Source organism: Paraburkholderia sp. CHISQ3, from assembly GCF_030464945.1.
GTDB classification, from domain to species: domain Bacteria; phylum Pseudomonadota; class Gammaproteobacteria; order Burkholderiales; family Burkholderiaceae; genus Paraburkholderia; species Paraburkholderia megapolitana.
The window spans coordinates 168,219-185,306 of record NZ_JALPRG010000013.1 but is presented as its reverse complement, the minus strand read 5'-3'; the positions used below and the strand labels follow the sequence as shown (position 1 = coordinate 185,306).

11 protein-coding genes and 1 tRNA gene are annotated in these 17,088 nt (G+C 62.4%); 7 read left to right on the top strand and 5 right to left on the bottom strand.

Features of this window, described 5'->3' with window-relative positions:
* Nucleotides 1–214: 214 nt before the first annotated feature.
* Entirely contained in the window at nucleotides 215–2,392 is a 2,178-nt protein-coding gene (locus tag M0D65_RS27495; RefSeq protein ID WP_266255387.1) for a hypothetical protein, read from the bottom strand.
* A gap of 267 nt (nucleotides 2,393–2,659) precedes the next feature.
* Between M0D65_RS27495 and M0D65_RS27490 the strand changes: the two genes are divergently transcribed.
* The 3 genes from M0D65_RS27490 to pgi all read left to right on the top strand — a co-directional run bounded on the left by M0D65_RS27490 (nucleotide 2,660) and on the right by pgi (nucleotide 7,525).
* Nucleotides 2,660–3,961 (top strand): FAD-dependent oxidoreductase, encoded by a 1,302-nt coding sequence (locus tag M0D65_RS27490; protein ID WP_266255386.1) that lies wholly within the window; start codon nucleotides 2,660–2,662, stop codon nucleotides 3,959–3,961.
* A 174-nt stretch (nucleotides 3,962–4,135) separates the two neighbouring features.
* The gene (locus tag M0D65_RS27485) at nucleotides 4,136–5,713 is read left to right on the top strand and encodes an NAD(P)H-hydrate dehydratase (protein WP_266255385.1); all 1,578 of its coding nucleotides are present in this window, start codon (nucleotides 4,136–4,138) and stop codon (nucleotides 5,711–5,713) included.
* A gap of 186 nt (nucleotides 5,714–5,899) precedes the next feature.
* Nucleotides 5,900–7,525, top strand: coding sequence for a glucose-6-phosphate isomerase (gene pgi, locus M0D65_RS27480; protein WP_266255384.1), 1,626 nt, complete (start codon nucleotides 5,900–5,902; stop codon nucleotides 7,523–7,525).
* A gap of 140 nt (nucleotides 7,526–7,665) precedes the next feature.
* On the opposite strand, the gene M0D65_RS27475 is transcribed toward pgi, so the two are convergent.
* On the bottom strand, nucleotides 7,666–8,352 hold the full coding sequence (locus M0D65_RS27475) for an ABC transporter ATP-binding protein (RefSeq protein WP_091016627.1): 687 nt from the start codon (nucleotides 8,350–8,352) through the stop codon (nucleotides 7,666–7,668).
* Between the two features lie 46 nt (nucleotides 8,353–8,398).
* On the opposite strand from M0D65_RS27475, the gene M0D65_RS27470 reads away from it, so the two are divergent.
* Complete coding sequence (locus tag M0D65_RS27470; protein WP_266255383.1) at nucleotides 8,399–9,052, top strand: arylesterase; 654 nt, start codon at nucleotides 8,399–8,401, stop codon at nucleotides 9,050–9,052.
* Nucleotides 9,053–9,171: 119 nt separating this feature from the next.
* A complete protein-coding gene (locus M0D65_RS27465; RefSeq protein WP_266255382.1) occupies nucleotides 9,172–9,513 on the top strand; it encodes a hypothetical protein in 342 nt (113 codons plus the stop codon).
* A gap of 165 nt (nucleotides 9,514–9,678) precedes the next feature.
* Here M0D65_RS27465 and M0D65_RS27460 read toward each other — a convergent pair whose 3' ends face one another.
* The 3 genes from M0D65_RS27460 to M0D65_RS27450 all read right to left on the bottom strand — a co-directional run bounded on the left by M0D65_RS27460 (nucleotide 9,679) and on the right by M0D65_RS27450 (nucleotide 14,099).
* On the bottom strand, nucleotides 9,679–11,610 hold the full coding sequence (locus M0D65_RS27460; RefSeq protein ID WP_266255381.1) for a SurA N-terminal domain-containing protein: 1,932 nt from the start codon (nucleotides 11,608–11,610) through the stop codon (nucleotides 9,679–9,681).
* Nucleotides 11,611–11,697: 87 nt separating this feature from the next.
* Nucleotides 11,698–11,774 (bottom strand) — tRNA-Asp (locus M0D65_RS27455).
* A gap of 174 nt (nucleotides 11,775–11,948) precedes the next feature.
* Nucleotides 11,949–14,099 (bottom strand): TonB-dependent siderophore receptor, encoded by a 2,151-nt coding sequence (locus M0D65_RS27450; RefSeq protein ID WP_266255380.1) that lies wholly within the window; start codon nucleotides 14,097–14,099, stop codon nucleotides 11,949–11,951.
* A 418-nt stretch (nucleotides 14,100–14,517) separates the two neighbouring features.
* Between M0D65_RS27450 and M0D65_RS27445 the strand changes: the two genes are divergently transcribed.
* Both M0D65_RS27445 and M0D65_RS27440 read left to right on the top strand, forming a co-directional pair.
* Nucleotides 14,518–15,828 carry a diaminobutyrate--2-oxoglutarate transaminase family protein gene (locus M0D65_RS27445; protein WP_266255379.1) on the top strand — a complete coding sequence of 437 codons (1,311 nt, stop codon included), beginning with the start codon at nucleotides 14,518–14,520 and terminating at the stop codon, nucleotides 15,826–15,828.
* 89 nt (nucleotides 15,829–15,917) lie between these two features.
* Nucleotides 15,918–16,931: a TauD/TfdA family dioxygenase gene (locus tag M0D65_RS27440; RefSeq protein ID WP_266255378.1), complete on the top strand. Its 1,014-nt coding sequence runs from the start codon at nucleotides 15,918–15,920 to the stop codon at nucleotides 16,929–16,931.
* Nucleotides 16,932–17,088: the final 157 nt, after the last annotated feature.

The following is a 17,088-nucleotide window of genomic DNA, read 5'->3' as shown; positions in this document are numbered from 1 at the left end:
GCGGAAAGGAAGTTCGAGATTATACCCCGGGAAGACCCGCCCACGGCCGGTGGCGTGGCTTTCCGGCAGGGATCGGGGACGGTCCCTGAGACAACCCCGTCTCCCCTGGAATCCGCGCACTGCGCATACGTCCGCGCCGCCGAAGCCCGCGTTCGGGACGTTCAGCGAAAGGGACGCCGAAGTCCAGACAGCGCCCTTCTCTACCTGCTACCGGTCAGCCCAGACGCTTGATTGCCAGCAGATAACCATGGCTTGCCGCATACAGCGACGGTTTGTACCAGGACGGAAGGCTGGCTGCAACGACCCGCCATACCGAAAGATGCTCGGGATGAATGTCCTCCACCACCAGATGACCGCCGCGCTTCAGCTTCGGTAGACCAATCAGCAAGCTGGCCAGATTCGCATTGGGCGTGTGCAGGCCATCGTCGATGATCAGATCGAATTCCGCCGGTAACCTGCGGCCCAATGCAGCCATGGTGTCGAGCTCGGTCTGGTCGACGAAGTACGTCTCGATCCTGTCCTCCTGAAACAGGATACGTTCGTCGATATCGGCGCCAAAGATCCTCGCATTGGGCAGAAAATCCCGGAACGCGCGCAGCGACGCTCCCGGCCTTCCCTGCGCACTCATGTTGGAGACCACGTCCTCGTTATTGGTCCCCATGCCGATTTCAAGTACATGCGTCACGGCAAGCGGTTCGCGCAGCACATGCCCGTAAAGAAAGTGATAGTTGTGGGGGTTGGCCTTGTCGCTGCCGTAGTGATCGAACAGCGTCTTCAGTTGCTGCGCGGCCGTATGCGCGACCGCAGAGGTGAGCGCGGCCTCTACCGGCAACGCATGAAGCTCGTGCTGACTGAGTTCGGAAATGAGCGTGGCCAGCAACGGAAAACTCTGGTTAGCCGACTTCAGCGCAAGCGCGGCCACCGCCGATGCCGTGCCGGCCGAGTTGACGGAGAAAACCGGCAATGCGGCGATGATGTCTTGATCGGTCATAGGCTCAATGGATGGAAGAACGTCACGGGTTAGGGGCTTGTGTGCAGGGTCTTGCGTTGTATGCACGTCGGGCGCCGCGTCCGCGGCACCGGACCGTAGGCTACCCCGATCCTGGGCGGCCATCATCAGGGCTCTGAGTTCGGTGGCCATACCGTAGTAATGGACCATCAGGCTCGAGTCCTGCTGGAAAAACCACGGTGTGTTCAGACTGACAAGATCCAGTCCGGCGTCGAGATTCCAGCCAAGCTCGTTCGTGAGGATATCGGCGACGACGGTCTGGTCCCCGCCGCTCGCATACGTGCTCGACTTGTCCGGCACGGCACAGATCGACTCGAATATCCGCGCGACCAGTTCGAGGTTGCGGCTGGTCCGCCGAAACCCAAGCGCGCCAGCGTTGATGATCCATGACCCGATGTCGTGCGCGGCGACAATGTCGTGGCCCTCCAGCAGAGGTTCCAGTTGCTTGGCCTGGTTGACAAAGAGAATGTCGGCGTCGACCCATAGCACCCACTCATGGTGTGGCAAATACTTGTTCAGAAGCCACATCTTGAGCCAGGTTCCGGTGAGCCCCGGCCCGGCTTCAGCCGGTGTCTCGCGGTGCACGTAGAGCGTATAGCCGTGCCGTTTGCAGTAGCGCAGAAAGTTCGATTCCGCAATCGCGCCGAACTGGCGGATATTCGGCGTGTAATACATCACGATCGCCACGGGTCGTCCAGGGTCCTGGACGCTGAAGCCGCCCTGCTCAACACCGGCATACGTCGGGAATTCCAGCAGAGGCGCACCGTTTTGTTGCCAGTCGTTCACGTGTTCGAAAAGTGCCGCGCGAAAGCGCGGATGCGTTCCCGCGTACAGCTCGATGTCCGACAGTACCAGGGTCCATATGTTCGCGTGCCCATTCCACGCCGGGTGACGGCGCACGTTACACATCACAGCGCAGTAGCATCCGGCGAGCTGTGCATAGGGCGGCAGATAATCGATGCCGGCGTAAAGATCCAGCTCGCGCTCAAGTCCGGTCGTGATCTTGGCTCGTGCAACGAAGCCCGTGATCAGCGCGCGGATCGCCGCCGTGTTGCGCCAGACCTGAACGGCCGTCTGCCTGTCGTAGCCTTCTCCATCGATCCCCGGCAGAACATGGTCGCGTCCTTCGGCCATGTTTTCGATCGAATGCATGCCGAAAATCACGCAATCTTCAGTGAGGCAGGCAAGCAGCGCATCTTCGGACAAACGCCGCAGGTGATGCAGAATCAGCTCGTACTTGTAGAGAATCCGGTGCGCGACACTCTGCAGGCCGGCGTACGACACCGCTTCATGCTCATACCCCATCTGCGAACAGTAGTGCCGATGGTTGATCAGGGCCTGTGGCTCGTCGTACTCAAAAATGCTAAGGCAAAGAGTCGTCATTTTGCAGAGCGGTAAATATTCGCGAGAAGTTCGTTTGAAGTGGGCCGGGCGCCTTCGGCCGACGCAAGAGCGTACGGCAATCCGACTGGCAGCGGGTCCTGCGCCAGCTTAGCGTATTTTGGCGCCCCAATCGTCGAACGCCCCCGCGTTTGACTGCTATCATTCGGCCTTTCACCAGCCCGGCGCAACGGCTTGCCGCATGCCCGGCCTGTCACGCAATACGGGGAGCGCCGGACGTCTCGCGTCGTGCCGGTCAATTGCACACACATGGATGTCATCGTCATTGGCGGCGGGATCGTCGGCGTCGCCACCGCCTATCAACTGCGCGCAGCCGGGCATCGGGTGTGCGTGGTCGAACGCCACGCGACCGTCGCCCAGGGCGCGACCTACGGACACGGCGGCACCGTGCTGCCGACGCCGCTCGACGTCTGGTTCGGCCCCACCTTCATGGCGCATCGCCAGGACGCGAAGAACGGCGTGATCCGCAAGACCGGCTTCAACGGCGCGGCACGCGACTTCATCCGTCAGTTGAACACGCTGCAAGAGCCTGACGCTTTCGCCCGGCAATATTCGCGGCTGCGGCCGCTCGTCGAGTCGGCCCGCGATGCGATGGCCGACATGGAAGCGCGCTTCGGGCTCGAATTCGAGCAATCGACCGGTCAGCTTTATCTCGTCCGCACAGCGCAGGAATGGGAGCGCGCGCAGTCCGCGCTCGATCTGCTGCGCCGCTTCGAAGTGCCGCATCACGTGTTGAGCGCCGGCGAATGCGCGGCGCTCGAACACTCGGTACCGACCGAGCCCGCTTTTGCCGGTGGCGTGCTGTTCGAGACCGAGCGCACGGCAAATTGCCCGTTGTTCGCAAAGCTCATCAAGCAGACGCTCGATGCCCAGGGCGGTGTCCAGTTCCAGCTCGGCCGCGAGGTTGCGGCGATCCGGGTCGACGGCGAGCGGGCTGCCGTCGAACTCGTGCCGCGCGTCGGCGAACCGCTGCGCTCGCGCGAAGTCGACGTGATCAGCGCCGATGCGGTCGTGGTGGCCGCGGGGGTCGGCAGTCTGCCGTTGCTCGAACGGCTTGGACTGCGTCTGCCGCTGCATCCGCTGCGGCTCCATACGCTGGTCGCACCGATCGCACATGAGGAATGCGCGCCGCACATCACGGTGATCGATGCCGTGAAGCGCATTACGGTCACGCGGAACAATCACCGGCTGCGCATTGCCGGCGGTGCGGTTCTGCAAGCTATTGGCCAGACCGACAAGCCACTCGGTGAGCCGCTGACGAAAGAAGCACTCGCGCTGCTTGGGCAGGCCACTCACGACTGGATTCCGGGCGCGGCCAAGATTTCCGCCGCGATGCCGTGGGAAGGCGTGAAGCTGCTGTCGCCGGACGGCTTGCCGGTGGTCGGCAACGCGTTGCATCCGCGGCTTTTTGTGAACCTCGGGCATGGCCCGGCTGGCTGGGGGCTCGCGTGCGGGTCCGCGCGGCTCGTCGCGGACCTCGTGTCGGGAACGGTGCCGGATCTGCCGCCCGATACGGTCGCGGCTTTGGGTGCGGAGCGCTTTGGGCGCTGAATCGGGTGATGCGGTCTGGATTGTCGGAGCCCGTGAGCGGCCTGGGCTGCTGAGCCTGTCGAATCCGGGAGGACGCCCGCACCGCCACACCACCATCGCGACGTAGCGGCAACCCAAGCCCATTCGCACTACCATGAGCGGATTCACCGACCTTCCCCGGCTTCCGCTCACACCATGACCGACGCGTCGTCCGATTTCTCCGCGCTGCTACCTACCGTCGACCAGCCCGTGCCGCTGCTGAGCCTCGCCGACCTGCGCACGCTGGAACGCGCAGCGGCAGCCCAGTTGCCGCCTCACACGCTGATGGCACGCGCCGGCGCAGCCGCCGCCCGCTTCCTGCTCGAGCAGATCGGCCGCAAAGGTTCCGTCGATGCCGCGTACCCCGTGTGGATCGTGGCCGGCCCGGGCAACAACGGCGGCGACGCACTCGTGGTCGCGACGCACTTGCGCAAGGCGGGCATTGCCGTCGAGGTGTGCATGCCGGTCGAAGTCAAACCCGACGACACCCGCTGGGCACTCGACAACGCACGCGCCGCAGGCGTGCCGATCGCGGCGGCACCGCCGGCAACCTTCGCGCGCTATGGCTGGCTCGTCGACGGGATGTTCGGGATTGGGCTCACGCGTCCGCTCGACGGTGTGTTCGCCGGACTTGCCGAACGTCTGTCCGAACGCGCGCGCAGCACCGGACGCGTGCTCGCACTCGATGTACCGAGCGGACTCGACAGCGACACCGGCAATCCGATCGACGGCAGCACCGCGGTGCGCGCGACCCACACGGTCACCTTTATCGGCGCGAAGCCCGGGCTCTTCATGGCTTCGGGCCGCGATCTGGCGGGCGCGGTCAGCGTTGCGCAAATCGGAATCGACGCAGCCGCGCACGGTGGCAACACAACCCCGACGCTGAACGCGCCCGCCCTCTTCGCCGCGCATCTACCGCCACGCGATTTCTCCACGCATAAAGGCACGTTCGGCAGTCTCGCGGTGGTCGGCGGCGATACGGGAATGTGCGGTGCGCCGATACTCGCCGCGCGGGCCGCGCTCCATGCCGGCGCGGGCAAAGTGCATGTGGCATTCCTCGGGACCGGCGCACCGGCCTACGACCCGCCTCACCCCGAATTGATGCTGCACGCGCTCGACAACCTGCCGCTCGATGAAATGGACGCACTGGCGGTAGGCTGCGGCATGGGCACACGCGAACCTGCCGCACACGTGCTGCATAACGTACTGCGTCTCGACGTGCCGAAGCTGCTCGATGCCGACGCGCTGAACCTGCTCGCGAGTGATGCATCGCTGGCCGCCGAGGTCGCAGCATGCGGCGCCCGCGGCGATCCTTGCGTGCTCACGCCGCACCCGCTCGAAGCCGCACGACTGCTCGCGAGCGATACACGCCATGTGCAGCACGACCGGCTCGCCGCAGCGCGCGAACTCGCCACGCGGTTCGCGAGCGTTATCGTGCTGAAAGGAACCGGCACGGTGATCGCAGCTCCCGACGGCCGCATCGCGATCAACCCGACCGGCAACGCGGCGCTCGCCACCGGCGGCACCGGCGACGTACTCGGCGGCCTGATCGGCGCGCTGCTCGCGCAGCGCCTGCCGCGTTACGAAGCGGCGCTCGCGGGCGTCTACCTGCACGGCCTCGCCGCCGATACACTGACTGCCCGTGGCGACGGCCCCGCCGGTCTAACCGCCGGCGAACTGGCGCCGATGGTACGCACGCTGCTGAACCGCCTGTTCTATCCGCCACGCGATTGATCGCACTATGTGAACCGCGACGTTCCGTCTGCCCGCTGTCACTCAACGCCGCTATACTGAACAACTGCGCCGGCCGGATTGCCCGAAGCGCGCCGCGTCGGCTAGCGGCACACCGGCGCCGCACCTTGGGCGGTGCGTTCACCCCGCCGCCTTTCATCCTGCCTCTTCGTTAGACGGACAGTTACGATGCCGAACTCGCTCCCCGCCTGGTCCTCGCTGCAAACCCATTACGAACAGATCCGCAATCAACGCCTGCGCGACTGGTTCGCTCCCGAGAACGATCCTGCGCCGACCCGCGCCGAACGCTTTACGTTCGCGGGCGGCGGTCTTGCCGTCGACTTTTCGAAGAACCGCATCACTGCCGAAACGCTAAAACTGCTCGTGCAACTCGCACGTGAAGCCGGCGTCGAGAAACGCCGCGACGCGATGTTTGCAGGCGAGATCGTCAATCCGACCGAAGGCCGCGCGGCGCTGCATACCGCGCTGCGCGCGACCGATCCGCAAGCGCCCTTTCACGCCGAAATCAAGGCCGAGCGCGCGAAGATGGCGGCGTTCGCCGACCAGTTGCGCAGCGGCGCGTGGACCGGCTACACCGGCAAGCGCATTCGTCACGTGGTGAACATCGGCATCGGCGGCTCGGATCTTGGGCCGAAGATGGTCGCGCATGCGTTACAGCATCTGTCGACACCCGATATTTCGACGCACTTTGTGTCGAACGTCGACGGCGCCGATCTGTATCGCGTGCTGCAGCATCTCGATCCGGAAGAAACGCTCGCGATCATCGTATCGAAGACCTTCACGACGCTCGAAACGATGACCAATGCGCGCTCGATGCGCGACTGGCTCGTGCAGGGCGGCTGCCCCGAAGGCGAACTCGCGAAACACTTCGTCGGTGTGTCGGCGAACCCGACCGAAGTCGTCAAGTTCGGTATCGCGAAGGAAAACGTGTTCGAGATGTGGGACTGGGTTGGCGGGCGTTACTCGCTGTGGTCGTCAGTTGGGTTGTCGATCATGATCGCGATCGGACCGCAGCAGTTCGACGAACTGCTGCTCGGCGCCAACGACATGGACCGGCATTTCCGCGAAGCGCCGCTCGAGCACAACCTGCCGGTGCTGCTCGGCATGATCGGCATCTGGTATCGCAACTTCTTCGGCTCGCAAAGCTATCTCGTCGCACCGTATTCGGAGGCGCTGCATTTCCTGCCGTCGTATCTGCAGCAGCTCGAGATGGAAAGCAATGGCAAGTCGGCGCGGCTCGACGGTGTGACGGTCGACTACCCGACCGCGGCTGTCACCTGGGGCGAACCGGGTACCAACGGCCAGCATGCGTTCTTCCAGATGCTGCACCAGGGCCCGACGATCGTGCCGATCGATTTCATCGCGTTGCTCACGTCGGAACACCCGCTGCCTGGCCATCATTCGAAGCTGCTGGCAAACTGTTTCGCGCAAAGCGAAGCACTGATGCTCGGCCGTACCGTCGAAGAAGCAACCAAGGTCGCCGGTCCTGACAAGCCGGAACTCGTGCCTCACCTGGTGTTCCCGGGCAACCGGCCGACGACGACTATCCTCGTCGAGGCGCTCACTGCGCGTTCGCTCGGTGCGCTGATCGCGCTGTACGAACACAAGGTGCTCGTGCAGGCGTCGGTATGGAACATCAATCCGTTCGATCAATGGGGTGTCGAGCTGGGCAAGATCCTCGGCAAGGTCGTCGATGCCGATCTGGTCGCGCCGGCTGCCGAGGTGGGCAAGCACGACTCGTCGACCTCTGCGCTGATCGCACGGGCACGCGTCGCGTTGAAGTCGCCGAAGTAAGGATGATGGCAAAGACAAGCGGCTACTGAGTCGCTTCGCTTTACCTGCTGGAATACGGTCCGCCAATGCGCGGGCCGTTTTTTTGAACGTAAGCGATGCGCGGCGAACGCGCCGCTATTCAGCCGAGATTCAAACGAAACTCAGGCGAGACGCCCCGCCTCGATCGTCACCGTGCTATCGCAACGCCGCGCCAGTTCGACGTCGTGCGTGACGAGCACGAGCGTTGCACCATTCGCGCGATTCATCTCGAACATCAGGTCGATCACCGCATGCCCGGTTGCCGCATCGAGGCTGCCGGTCGGCTCGTCGGCAAACAGGATGGCCGGATGCGTGACGAACGCGCGCGCAAGCGCCACACGCTGCTGTTCGCCGCCCGACAGCAGCTTCGGATAGTGCCCGGTCCGCTTGCCGAGCCCGACCTGCTCGAGCAGCGCTCTGGCGCGCGATGCGGTATCGCGCGACGTCATCCCGCCCTGCAATTCGAGCGGCAGCGTGACGTTTTCGAGCGCCGTAAGATGTGGCATCAGTTGAAACGACTGGAAGACAAAGCCGACCGAACCATTGCGCAGCGCGGCTCGTTCGTCCTCGCCGAGCCCGGTCAACTCCTGGCCCAGCAACCGAACCGACCCGGAACTTGCGCTGTCCAATCCCGCTAGCAGCCCCAGCAACGTAGACTTGCCCGAGCCGGACGCACCGACGATCGCCACACTGCTGCCGGATTCGATCGAAAGATCGATATCATCGAGGATCGTCAGTTCGCCCGTTGCATCCTGAACCCTCTTGCACAAGCCCCGTACTTCAATGACTGGATCAGTTTTCTTTTGCATGGTGAAGCGTAGGTTGAGAGCGTGCTTCGTTGCACTGGGCGTAGCAGTGGGAACCGTCGCTGCGGGTGTTACGGTGATTGCGCTCACGCCTGCGGCGTATGCCGCCGATACAGCAGCAGCAGCGGCAACTGCGGCAGCACCAGCCATCGTCGTACTCGGCGACAGCATCTCCGCCGAATACGGTCTGCCGCGCGACAGCGGCTGGGTCGCACTACTGCGCCGACGTCTTGCCGATGAGCGCATCGATTATAGCGTTGCCAATGCAAGCATCAGCGGCGACACCACCGCAGGCGGACTCGCGCGCATGCCCGCGTTGATGCAGCGACTCAAACCGTCCATCGTCATCGTCGAACTCGGCGCGAACGACGCACTGCGCGGCATCCCGCTCGCCACCACCGAAAACAACCTGCGCTCGATCGTCCAGCTCGCGCAGCAGGGCCACGCGAAGGTCGTACTGGTCGGCATGTACGTACCGCCCAACTACGGCCCCGACTACACCCAAAAGTTCCACGCTATCTACGACGACCTCGCGAAGCAGATGCACGCTCCGCTGGTGCCGTTTCTCCTTGCCGGCATCGAAAGCAAGCCGGACATGTTCCAGGCCGACCAGATGCATCCCACCGTTCAGGCACAGCCCGTGCTACTGAACAACGTGTGGCCAGCCCTCAAGCCGCTGCTTCGCACAGGTGCGTCGCGCTGACAAGCGCGCCCGCGTCCTGTTGCGAAAGACGGGGAACACCACCGATATCGGTTATTCCGACACTATCGCGTGACCTTGAAAATCCGGCTCATTCTTGAGCGATCTTGGAAGGAGATAGCGTGAAATATTTATCACTTATCGCGTTGACCGTTGCCGTTTCCGCGTGCGCCGCGCAGCCGGAGGCGAATGTGCAATCCGTCGGACAAAGCCAGCAGCCCCCGGGCGCGGTCGCTCAATGCATCGCGAAGAAATGGGCCGATTCGACGCAACAGCAGGTCGTGTCGCAAAACGAACTCGCCAACGATCAGGCCGTCGACGTGTACGTTCCGGGACAACAACCGCCGAATGGCGCAGCCGCTGTCGTGCGTCCGGGGCGCACGGGCCAGGGCTCGTGGGTCGGTTTCCGGGCCGGCAGCGGCGCCAGCAGCGACGCCGCGGGCAGCATCAGCGCGTGCCTGTAACAACGTCGTCTGATGAATGCAACGGGTAACGTGAGGTCGTGTCTATGTAAATTCGACACGGTGTCGCTGCAGCGCGGTCATCTTGCAGTTATCTGTTAGCAACGGCCAGCCGGCAAAAAAAAGCCCCGCGAAAGCGGGGCTTTTTTCGTGTCTCAGCAAAACGCGTTACTCGCTGTCGGCCTGCGAACTGTCGAGGTTGCCGTACGTCTTCACCTTCGAGCGCGCCTTGACCGCTTCGATATACGCTTCCACTTCCGACTGCGCATCGACCTGCCCGATCTGCTGCTGGGCGGCGGCGAGACGCGGACCGTCGACAGGCGTGCCCGGCAACACCGCATTCACACGATAGATCGCATAGCCAGCGTCGCCGAGATCGACACCGACATAAGCCGGCAGCTTCTGCGCATCGACCTTGTAGATCGCGCTCAGTGCGGCGGGCGGAACGCCTTGTGCGTCGTTGCGCGAAACCTTGAGCGCCGACGAGAACCCGGCCGTCGACTTCGACTTCTCCAGTTCGGCGAGCTTCGCCGCCCCGTCCTTGCGAGCCAGGTCCGCCGACTGCAAGGCGATAACCTTCTTGCTCACGGCATCCTTGATCGCAGCAAGCGCCGGTACCGCAGCGGCCTTGTAGTCCGTGACATGCGCGGCGATCAACGTGCTGTTGCCGGTATCGATAGCCTGCGTGTTGTTGCGTGCCGTCGTCGCGTCGTTTGCAAATACCGCAGCGAGGAACTTCGCGTTGTTCAGCGGATTATCGGGCGGCAGCGCCGGGTTCGGCTGCGGCGTAACCGTCGCGGTCTGCACCTGCAGCTTGTACTTGTCGGCGGCCGGTTGCAGGCTCTTCGCCTGTTCGTAGACGGTCGACGTGAAGCCTTCCGCGTCGTCGGCAAACGTCTTCGCTGCCTGTTGCGCCTTCACGTCCTTCACGATCGAGTCTTTCACTTCGTCGAACGACTTCGTGACCGCCGGCTTCACGTCGGTCACCTTGACGATGTGATAACCGAAGTCGGTTTGCACGATGTCGCTGACCTCGTCCTTCTTCAGCTTGAACACCGCGTCGTCGAATGCCTGGCCGCCGGCGATCATGCCGCGCGTGAAGTAGCCGAGATCGCCGCCCTTCGATGCCGAGCCCGGGTCCTGCGAATTCTGCTGGGCGATCTGCGCGAACTGGTCGGGGTGAGCCTTGACCTGCGCGAGCACGGCCTCCGCCTTCTCTTTCGCTTTCGCCTTGTCGGCAGCGCTGGCGTCTTTCGGCGCCGAGATCAGGATGTGGCTCGCGCGCACTTCGCCTTCGGTGCGATAGTGCGCGACGTTGTCGTCGTAATACTTCTTCAGATCCGCATCGCTCGGTTGCGCGGCGTTAGCGAGCGATGCCGGCGAGAGCACCAGGTACTGGATCGTCGCAGTAGCCGGCGTAGCGAAGTCGTTGCGGTGCGCATCGTAGTACGCCTGCAACTGCGCATCGGTAGGCTGCACCTTCGCGGCGTAGTCTTGCGCGTGGAATGCGAGGCCCTGCACTTCACGCTGCTGGTCGGCCAGCGAGGTCAGATGCTGCACGAGCGTCTTCGACGTGAACGCGCTCGACACGATGCTCGACGGCAGTTGTTGCGAAGCGAGGCTGTAACGCACGCGCTCGTCGTACTGCTCGGGCGTCATGCCCTGCATCGCCAGTAATTGTTTATAACGATTGACGTCGATCGAACCGTCGGGATTTTTCAGCGACGAGATGATCGGATCGTTCAGCAGGACGCGCCGCACGGCGTCGTCGGAAGCGGTCAGATGCGAACGTTGTGTTTCGTCGGCCAGCACGCGCTGCTGGATCAGCCCGTCGAGCACATCGCGACGACGCTCCGGCGTATCGAGCACTTTCGGGTCGAACTGCGCACCGAGTGCCTGACGTGCCTGATCGAGCTGCTGACGCATCGCGTTGTCGTAGTCGGCGCGGGGAATCTTGTGCCCGTTGACGCTCGCGACGTTCGCGCTCTCGTCAAAGAAGCCGCGGAAGCCCTGAATGCCCACGAAGCCCAGTCCCGGCAGAATGACCAGGATGAGCATGAACATCATCAGGCGTTGGTGATTGCGGAAAAAATCGAGCATGCGTGCAGGTGCCAAAAACAGAACGCCCGATATTACAACAGCGGGCAATAAAAAAGGCGAACCGGAGTTCGCCTTTCAACAGTGTGCTGGCGGAGTGGACGGGACTCGAACCCGCGACCCCCGGCGTGACAGGCCGGTATTCTAACCAACTGAACTACCACTCCTCGAACCCATGTGCCAAAGCGGAACCGGTGCATTTCCACGCGATCCCCGGATTTGGCCCCGCGGGCATGACAAAACCCGCAGCAAACCGCGATTCTAGCCGAAACCGTCACAAAACTACAATCTACGGATCGGGCGAGGCAGGCTTTCAGCCTCGCCACGCCCCGCAACCGGCATCAATAAACGAAATGCCCCTGCGCGTAGACCATACGCGGCGCGCCGACCATGCGCCCTGCGTTGCCGTCGACATTGCGCGTGTAATAGCGCTTGTCGGCGATGTTGTTGATGCCGAGCGTCAGGCTGCTGCCCTTCCAGCCAGGAATCTTCCAATCGGCCTGCACGTCCCACACTCTGAAACCCGGAATCCGGCCGATGCGTGCATCGGGCGTTTCCGCAACGGTGTTGGCCGTATCGGAATACTGCGCACTCTGATGTGTGCTCGATACGTTGAAGGTCCATCCGTGCGTCGCATAGCGCACGCCCAGCGTATCGGTGAAACGCGAGTAGAACGGCACATCGAGACCTGACGTCGCACCCGACTCCTGGATCGCCTTCGTATAGGTGAAATTCGCGTACAGGTCGAGACCGCGCAATACGCTGTCTTCGGCGAACGCGTAGTCGATCGCGGTTTCCACACCTTGGTGGCGCGTCGCGCCGATGTTCTGGAACGTGACCGGCACGATACCCGGGACCTGGATGATCTGGTTATCGAAGCGCATGTTGAAAGCGCTCAGTTCTGCATGGATCCGTTTGCTCGTCCAGCGCGCGCCGACTTCATAGGTCTTCGCCAGTTCGGGACGCAGCGGGTTGGTGGCCGATTGCGAGTTCAACTGTATGTTCTGCACCGGACCGAACGACGTGCTGTAGTCGGTGAACAGCGTCAGCGACGAATTCCACAGGTACGACAGGTTCACCGATGGCAACGGCTTGTTGTTGTTCGTCTCGTAGGTCTGGTTCAGCGCGTCGTTACGGCGCGTCGATTCGATGTGCTCGAAGCGCACACCCGGCGTAAGACGCCAACGCCCATAAGCGATGCGATCGTCGATGTAGAACGCGTGCGCGTCCGTGGCGTTGTCGAACCGACTGACCGGGACAGTCACGCCGGTTGCACGAATCAGGTTGTTGATGTTGTCGTCGCCGCGCTCGCGGATGTAGCGATAGCCGAGCGTTATGTCGTTTTTTGTCGGACCGAGCGAGAAGCGCTGCGTGAAGCGCGGTTCGATACCGAGCGTGTTGTAGTTGCGCGGTTGATTTTGCAGAAGCCGGCCCGTCGTATCGATCAGCGTGCTGCTACGGTAGCTTTCGTTGTAGTACGCGCGCACCTCGAATTCCTGATTGGCCGACAACGTATTCACGTAGCCGAGATCGACCGCCTTGCGCTCGCCGTTCCAGTAGTCGGTTGGACGCGTGTTCTGGAACGGGTCGGCATTGTATTGCGCGACGGTGAGGCCGCCTGGTGTGCGCGACTTCACGTCGTAGTACGAAAATTTTCCGTAGAACTCGGAGGTCGGTGAGAGCTCGTAGCGAAACTTGAGCGCGAGATCGTTGACGCGTTCATCGCTGCCCGCGCGCCAGTCGCGCCCGGTCATACCCGAGTACAGCAACGCGAGACCGAGACCGCTGTCGAGCTGCGTGCCGAGGAACGTGCTGTACACCGTGTTGCTGCCGCCACCGCTCGTGTAGATGTTTTCGCGCACCGATGCATCGGCGGTCAGGCCGGGTTTGCTGGGAATTTCGCGGGTCCTGAAGTTGATCACGCCGCCGACGTTTTGCGGACCGTAGCGCACCGCTCCGCCGCTGCGCACCACATCGATCGATTCGATATTGCCGAGGCTCACCGGCGCAAACGACAACTGCGGTTGACCATACGGCGCGACCGCGAGCGGAATGCCGTCGAGCAGCACCGTCGAGCGCGGCGTGTAGCGCCCGCTCAAGCCGCGCACACCGACGTTCAGCGAGACGGCGCTGCCTGCCGTGCCGGAATTATCGGTGGCTTGCACGCCGGGAATACGTCGCAGCACATCGCCGATACTCGTCGCACCGCTCTGGTTGATCGCCTCCTTGTTGACGACCGTACGTGCGCCGGCAAAGGACTTCACGCTGTTGTGCAGACCGGTTCCGAGCCAGTCTCCCGAGACGACGATCGAATCGAGCATGACCGGCTCGCTGCTGCTTGCGGTTGGGCTTGCGGATGCGCCTTTGGTCGACGTGGAAACGTCCTCGGCGGATGCGCGTTCGGGTTGCGCAAAAAAGGCAAGCGCGGCAACTGCCGCAAAACGGGTCAACGAGCTGAGCGCATCGACGCTGCGGCGTTCGGCAAAAATCATGATTCCAGATGTCCTTCGTCCTGTCCGGCGGCGCGGTTCGCGCGACGTACCCCGCCAGGACCAAGGTGCGCCGCTATCGGAAATTGTTACCAGATATTCCAGATGAGTAGGCGCAAGTATAAATGCGAATCAATTTCAATTGAAAGGTTTGTGGAAGCCTTTGTTGCAGATTTTCGTTAAATCAAGATGGAAATGCGTTGCTGTTCGGGCATGACCAGCAGATTTCGCGTGTAAAGCGCCGCAGGCAAGCGCCGCGCATAACAAAGCGACATGCCCCGTCTTTGTCCCATTTTCCCGTTGCAGACGCGACCTGGCGTGCGTGTTCCAATCCGCCCGTACTGTCACCGCATTGGCTAGCACGAAGCGACCCTCGCGCACCAGTGTCCAACAATCCGCTTTGCAAGCCGGATGACTGCAGATGGAAAAACTCAAGTACCTGAAGAATGTCGAGTCGAAGGCCCGGACCTACGCGACATCGTTCCCCCGCCTGTTTACCCACGCCAAAGGAATCCGCGTACGCGACTCCGAAGGCCAGGAATACATCGACTGTCTGTCCAACGCCGGCACGCTCGCGCTCGGGCATAACCACGCGGAAGTCAACGAAGCTGTGATGCAGTTTCTGTCTTCCGATCAGATGCAGCAGGCTCTGGATCTGGCGACGCCAGCGAAGTATGCGTTTGTCGAACAGCTTTTCTCGCTCCTGCCGAAGAAGGTTGCCGAGACCGGCAAGATCCAGTTTTGCAGCCCGAGTGGATCGGATGGCATCGAAGCCGCGATCAAGTTGAGCAAACACTACACGGGCCGCTCGACGATCATGGCGTTCCATGGCGCGTATCACGGCATGACAGCCGGTGCGCTCGCCGCGTCGGGGAATCTTGGGCCGAAGGCGGCGGGAGGCAGCGGCCACGGCGTTCACTTCCTGCCCTACCCCTACGCGTTTCGCTGTCCCTTCGGCACCGACGGTTCGACGACCGATCAACTGAGCATCAACTACATCCGCACCGTCCTGTCCGATCCAGAGAGCGGGATCACGAAGCCGGCGGCGATCATCGTGGAAGTCGTGCAAGGCGAAGGCGGCTGCATTCCCGCGTCGAACGCGTGGCTCGTCGAATTGCGCGAGCTGACGCTGCGCCACGAAATCCCGCTGATCGTCGATGAAGTTCAAACGGGTCTGGGCCGAACCGGCGCCCTCTTTGCCATCGAACACTCGGGCATCCGCCCAGACGTACTCGTGTTGTCGAAGGCGTTCGGCGGCGGCTATCCGTTATCGGTCGTCGTCTATGACGAGCGCCTCGATACCTGGCCGCCCGGCTCGCACGCGGGCACGTTTCGCGGCAATCAGATTGCGATGGTGGCGGGCCTGTCTACGATGCGCATCATCGATCGCGACGATCTGTCGGGGCACGCGGACCGCGTCGGCAAATTGCTGGTTGCGGGTCTCGAGCGTATCGCCGAGCGTTTCCGGTGTCTTGGCCAGATCCGCGGCCGCGGCTTGATGATCGGCGTCGAAGTCGTCATCCCCGGCGCGCAAGGCCAGACCGGCCCGACCGACGGCGCGCTCGCCAGGGCGATCAAGCTGAACTGCCTGAACAACGGACTGATCATCGAAACCGGTGGCCGCAATGGCGCGGTACTCCGCTTCCTGCCGCCGTTGATCGTGTCGGAAGCCGATATCAACGAGATTCTCAACCGCTTTGAACAAGCAGTGGAAACGGCCTGCCGCGCATAAACGCGCCACGGGCACAGGCGTCGATCACGATCGGATCGGATCGAATCGAATTTGCCGCGGCGCCCACCTTCGGAAAAGGAATAGCTATCATGCAGGACATAGCGCAACGCAAGCTGCTTGCCGACGGATATTCGCCGTGGTTGCTCGAACCAACCTCGAACGAGCGCGATATCGTGCAGGTGGTGAATCACAACCGGGCGGAGCTCGATGCCCTCGTGCTGGAACATGGCGCAGTGCTGCTGCGCGGCTTCGACGTTGCGTCGGTGGATCGATTCGAACTGTTTGCGAACGCCGTGTCGGCCCAGAAATCCGATTACGTCTATCGCTCCACGCCGCGCACATCGATCGGCAACGGCGTCTTCACCGCCACTGAATATCCGCCGAACGAGACCATCTCGCTGCATTGCGAGAACTCGTATCAACGCAACTGGCCGCTGCGCGTCGCGTTCTGCTGCCTCACTGCTGCGAGGACCGGAGGCGAAACGCCGATCGCCGACATGCGCGAAGTCACGCGCAGGATCGGAGCGCGCATCATCGAGAACTTCGAAACGAAGAAGGTTCGCTATGTGAGGCACTACCGGCCGCACATCGACATCCCATGGCAAACCGTGTTTCAGACCAGCGACCGCAGCCAGGTTGCGGCCTTCTGCGAAGACAACGGCATCGAGCACGAATGGCTCGACGACGACACGTTGCGTACCTCGCAGATCAACCAGGGCGTGGCCTACCATCCGCGCACGCACGACAAGGTCTTCTTCAACCAGGCGCATCTGTTCCATATATCGAACCTCGAAGCCGCGCTCGCCAGTTCGATGGTCAGTTTTTTCGGCGAAGATCGACTGCCGAGAAACGCGTTCTATGGCGACGGCAGTGCGTTCGATCCCGCCGACCTCGAGCGGATTCGCAATGCCTATCGGGAAAGCACGATCGCGTTTGCGTGGCAACAGGGCGACGTTCTGCTCGTCGACAACATGAGAGTCGCGCACGGGCGCAATCCGTTCGAAGGCGAGCGCAAGGTCATCGTGTCGCTTCTGGACCCGTACTCTCCTGACGCAACAGAGTTGCACGCCGGCGACTATCACACCCGCGAGGCGGCTGTATAAGCGATGGCGACATTTGCGCGAGCGACGCGCGAACTGTCGCCCGATTTATTAACGGGTTTTACTGAAAACCATATGGCGATCTGAGCGCAATTCAATAAACCGTCATATGCCGCATAGCTAGCATGCTTGATCGATATTTAATGGAAAACCCTGTTCC

Bases quoted from the DNA above. Each gene is read 5' to 3' on its own strand.
- M0D65_RS27460 (WP_266255381.1), bottom strand. From the start codon at position 11,610: ATGCTCGATTTTTTCCGCAATCACCAACGCCTGATGATGTTCATGCTC.
- M0D65_RS27495 (WP_266255387.1), bottom strand. From the start codon at position 2,392: ATGACGACTCTTTGCCTTAGCATTTTTGAGTACGACGAGCCACAGGCC.
- pgi (WP_266255384.1), top strand. From the start codon at position 5,900: ATGCCGAACTCGCTCCCCGCCTGGTCCTCGCTGCAAACCCATTACGAA.
- M0D65_RS27440 (WP_266255378.1), top strand. From the start codon at position 15,918: ATGCAGGACATAGCGCAACGCAAGCTGCTTGCCGACGGATATTCGCCG.
- M0D65_RS27475 (WP_091016627.1), bottom strand. From the start codon at position 8,352: ATGCAAAAGAAAACTGATCCAGTCATTGAAGTACGGGGCTTGTGCAAG.
- M0D65_RS27485 (WP_266255385.1), top strand. From the start codon at position 4,136: ATGACCGACGCGTCGTCCGATTTCTCCGCGCTGCTACCTACCGTCGAC.
- M0D65_RS27490 (WP_266255386.1), top strand. From the start codon at position 2,660: ATGGATGTCATCGTCATTGGCGGCGGGATCGTCGGCGTCGCCACCGCC.
- M0D65_RS27450 (WP_266255380.1), bottom strand. From the start codon at position 14,099: ATGATTTTTGCCGAACGCCGCAGCGTCGATGCGCTCAGCTCGTTGACC.
- M0D65_RS27445 (WP_266255379.1), top strand. From the start codon at position 14,518: ATGGAAAAACTCAAGTACCTGAAGAATGTCGAGTCGAAGGCCCGGACC.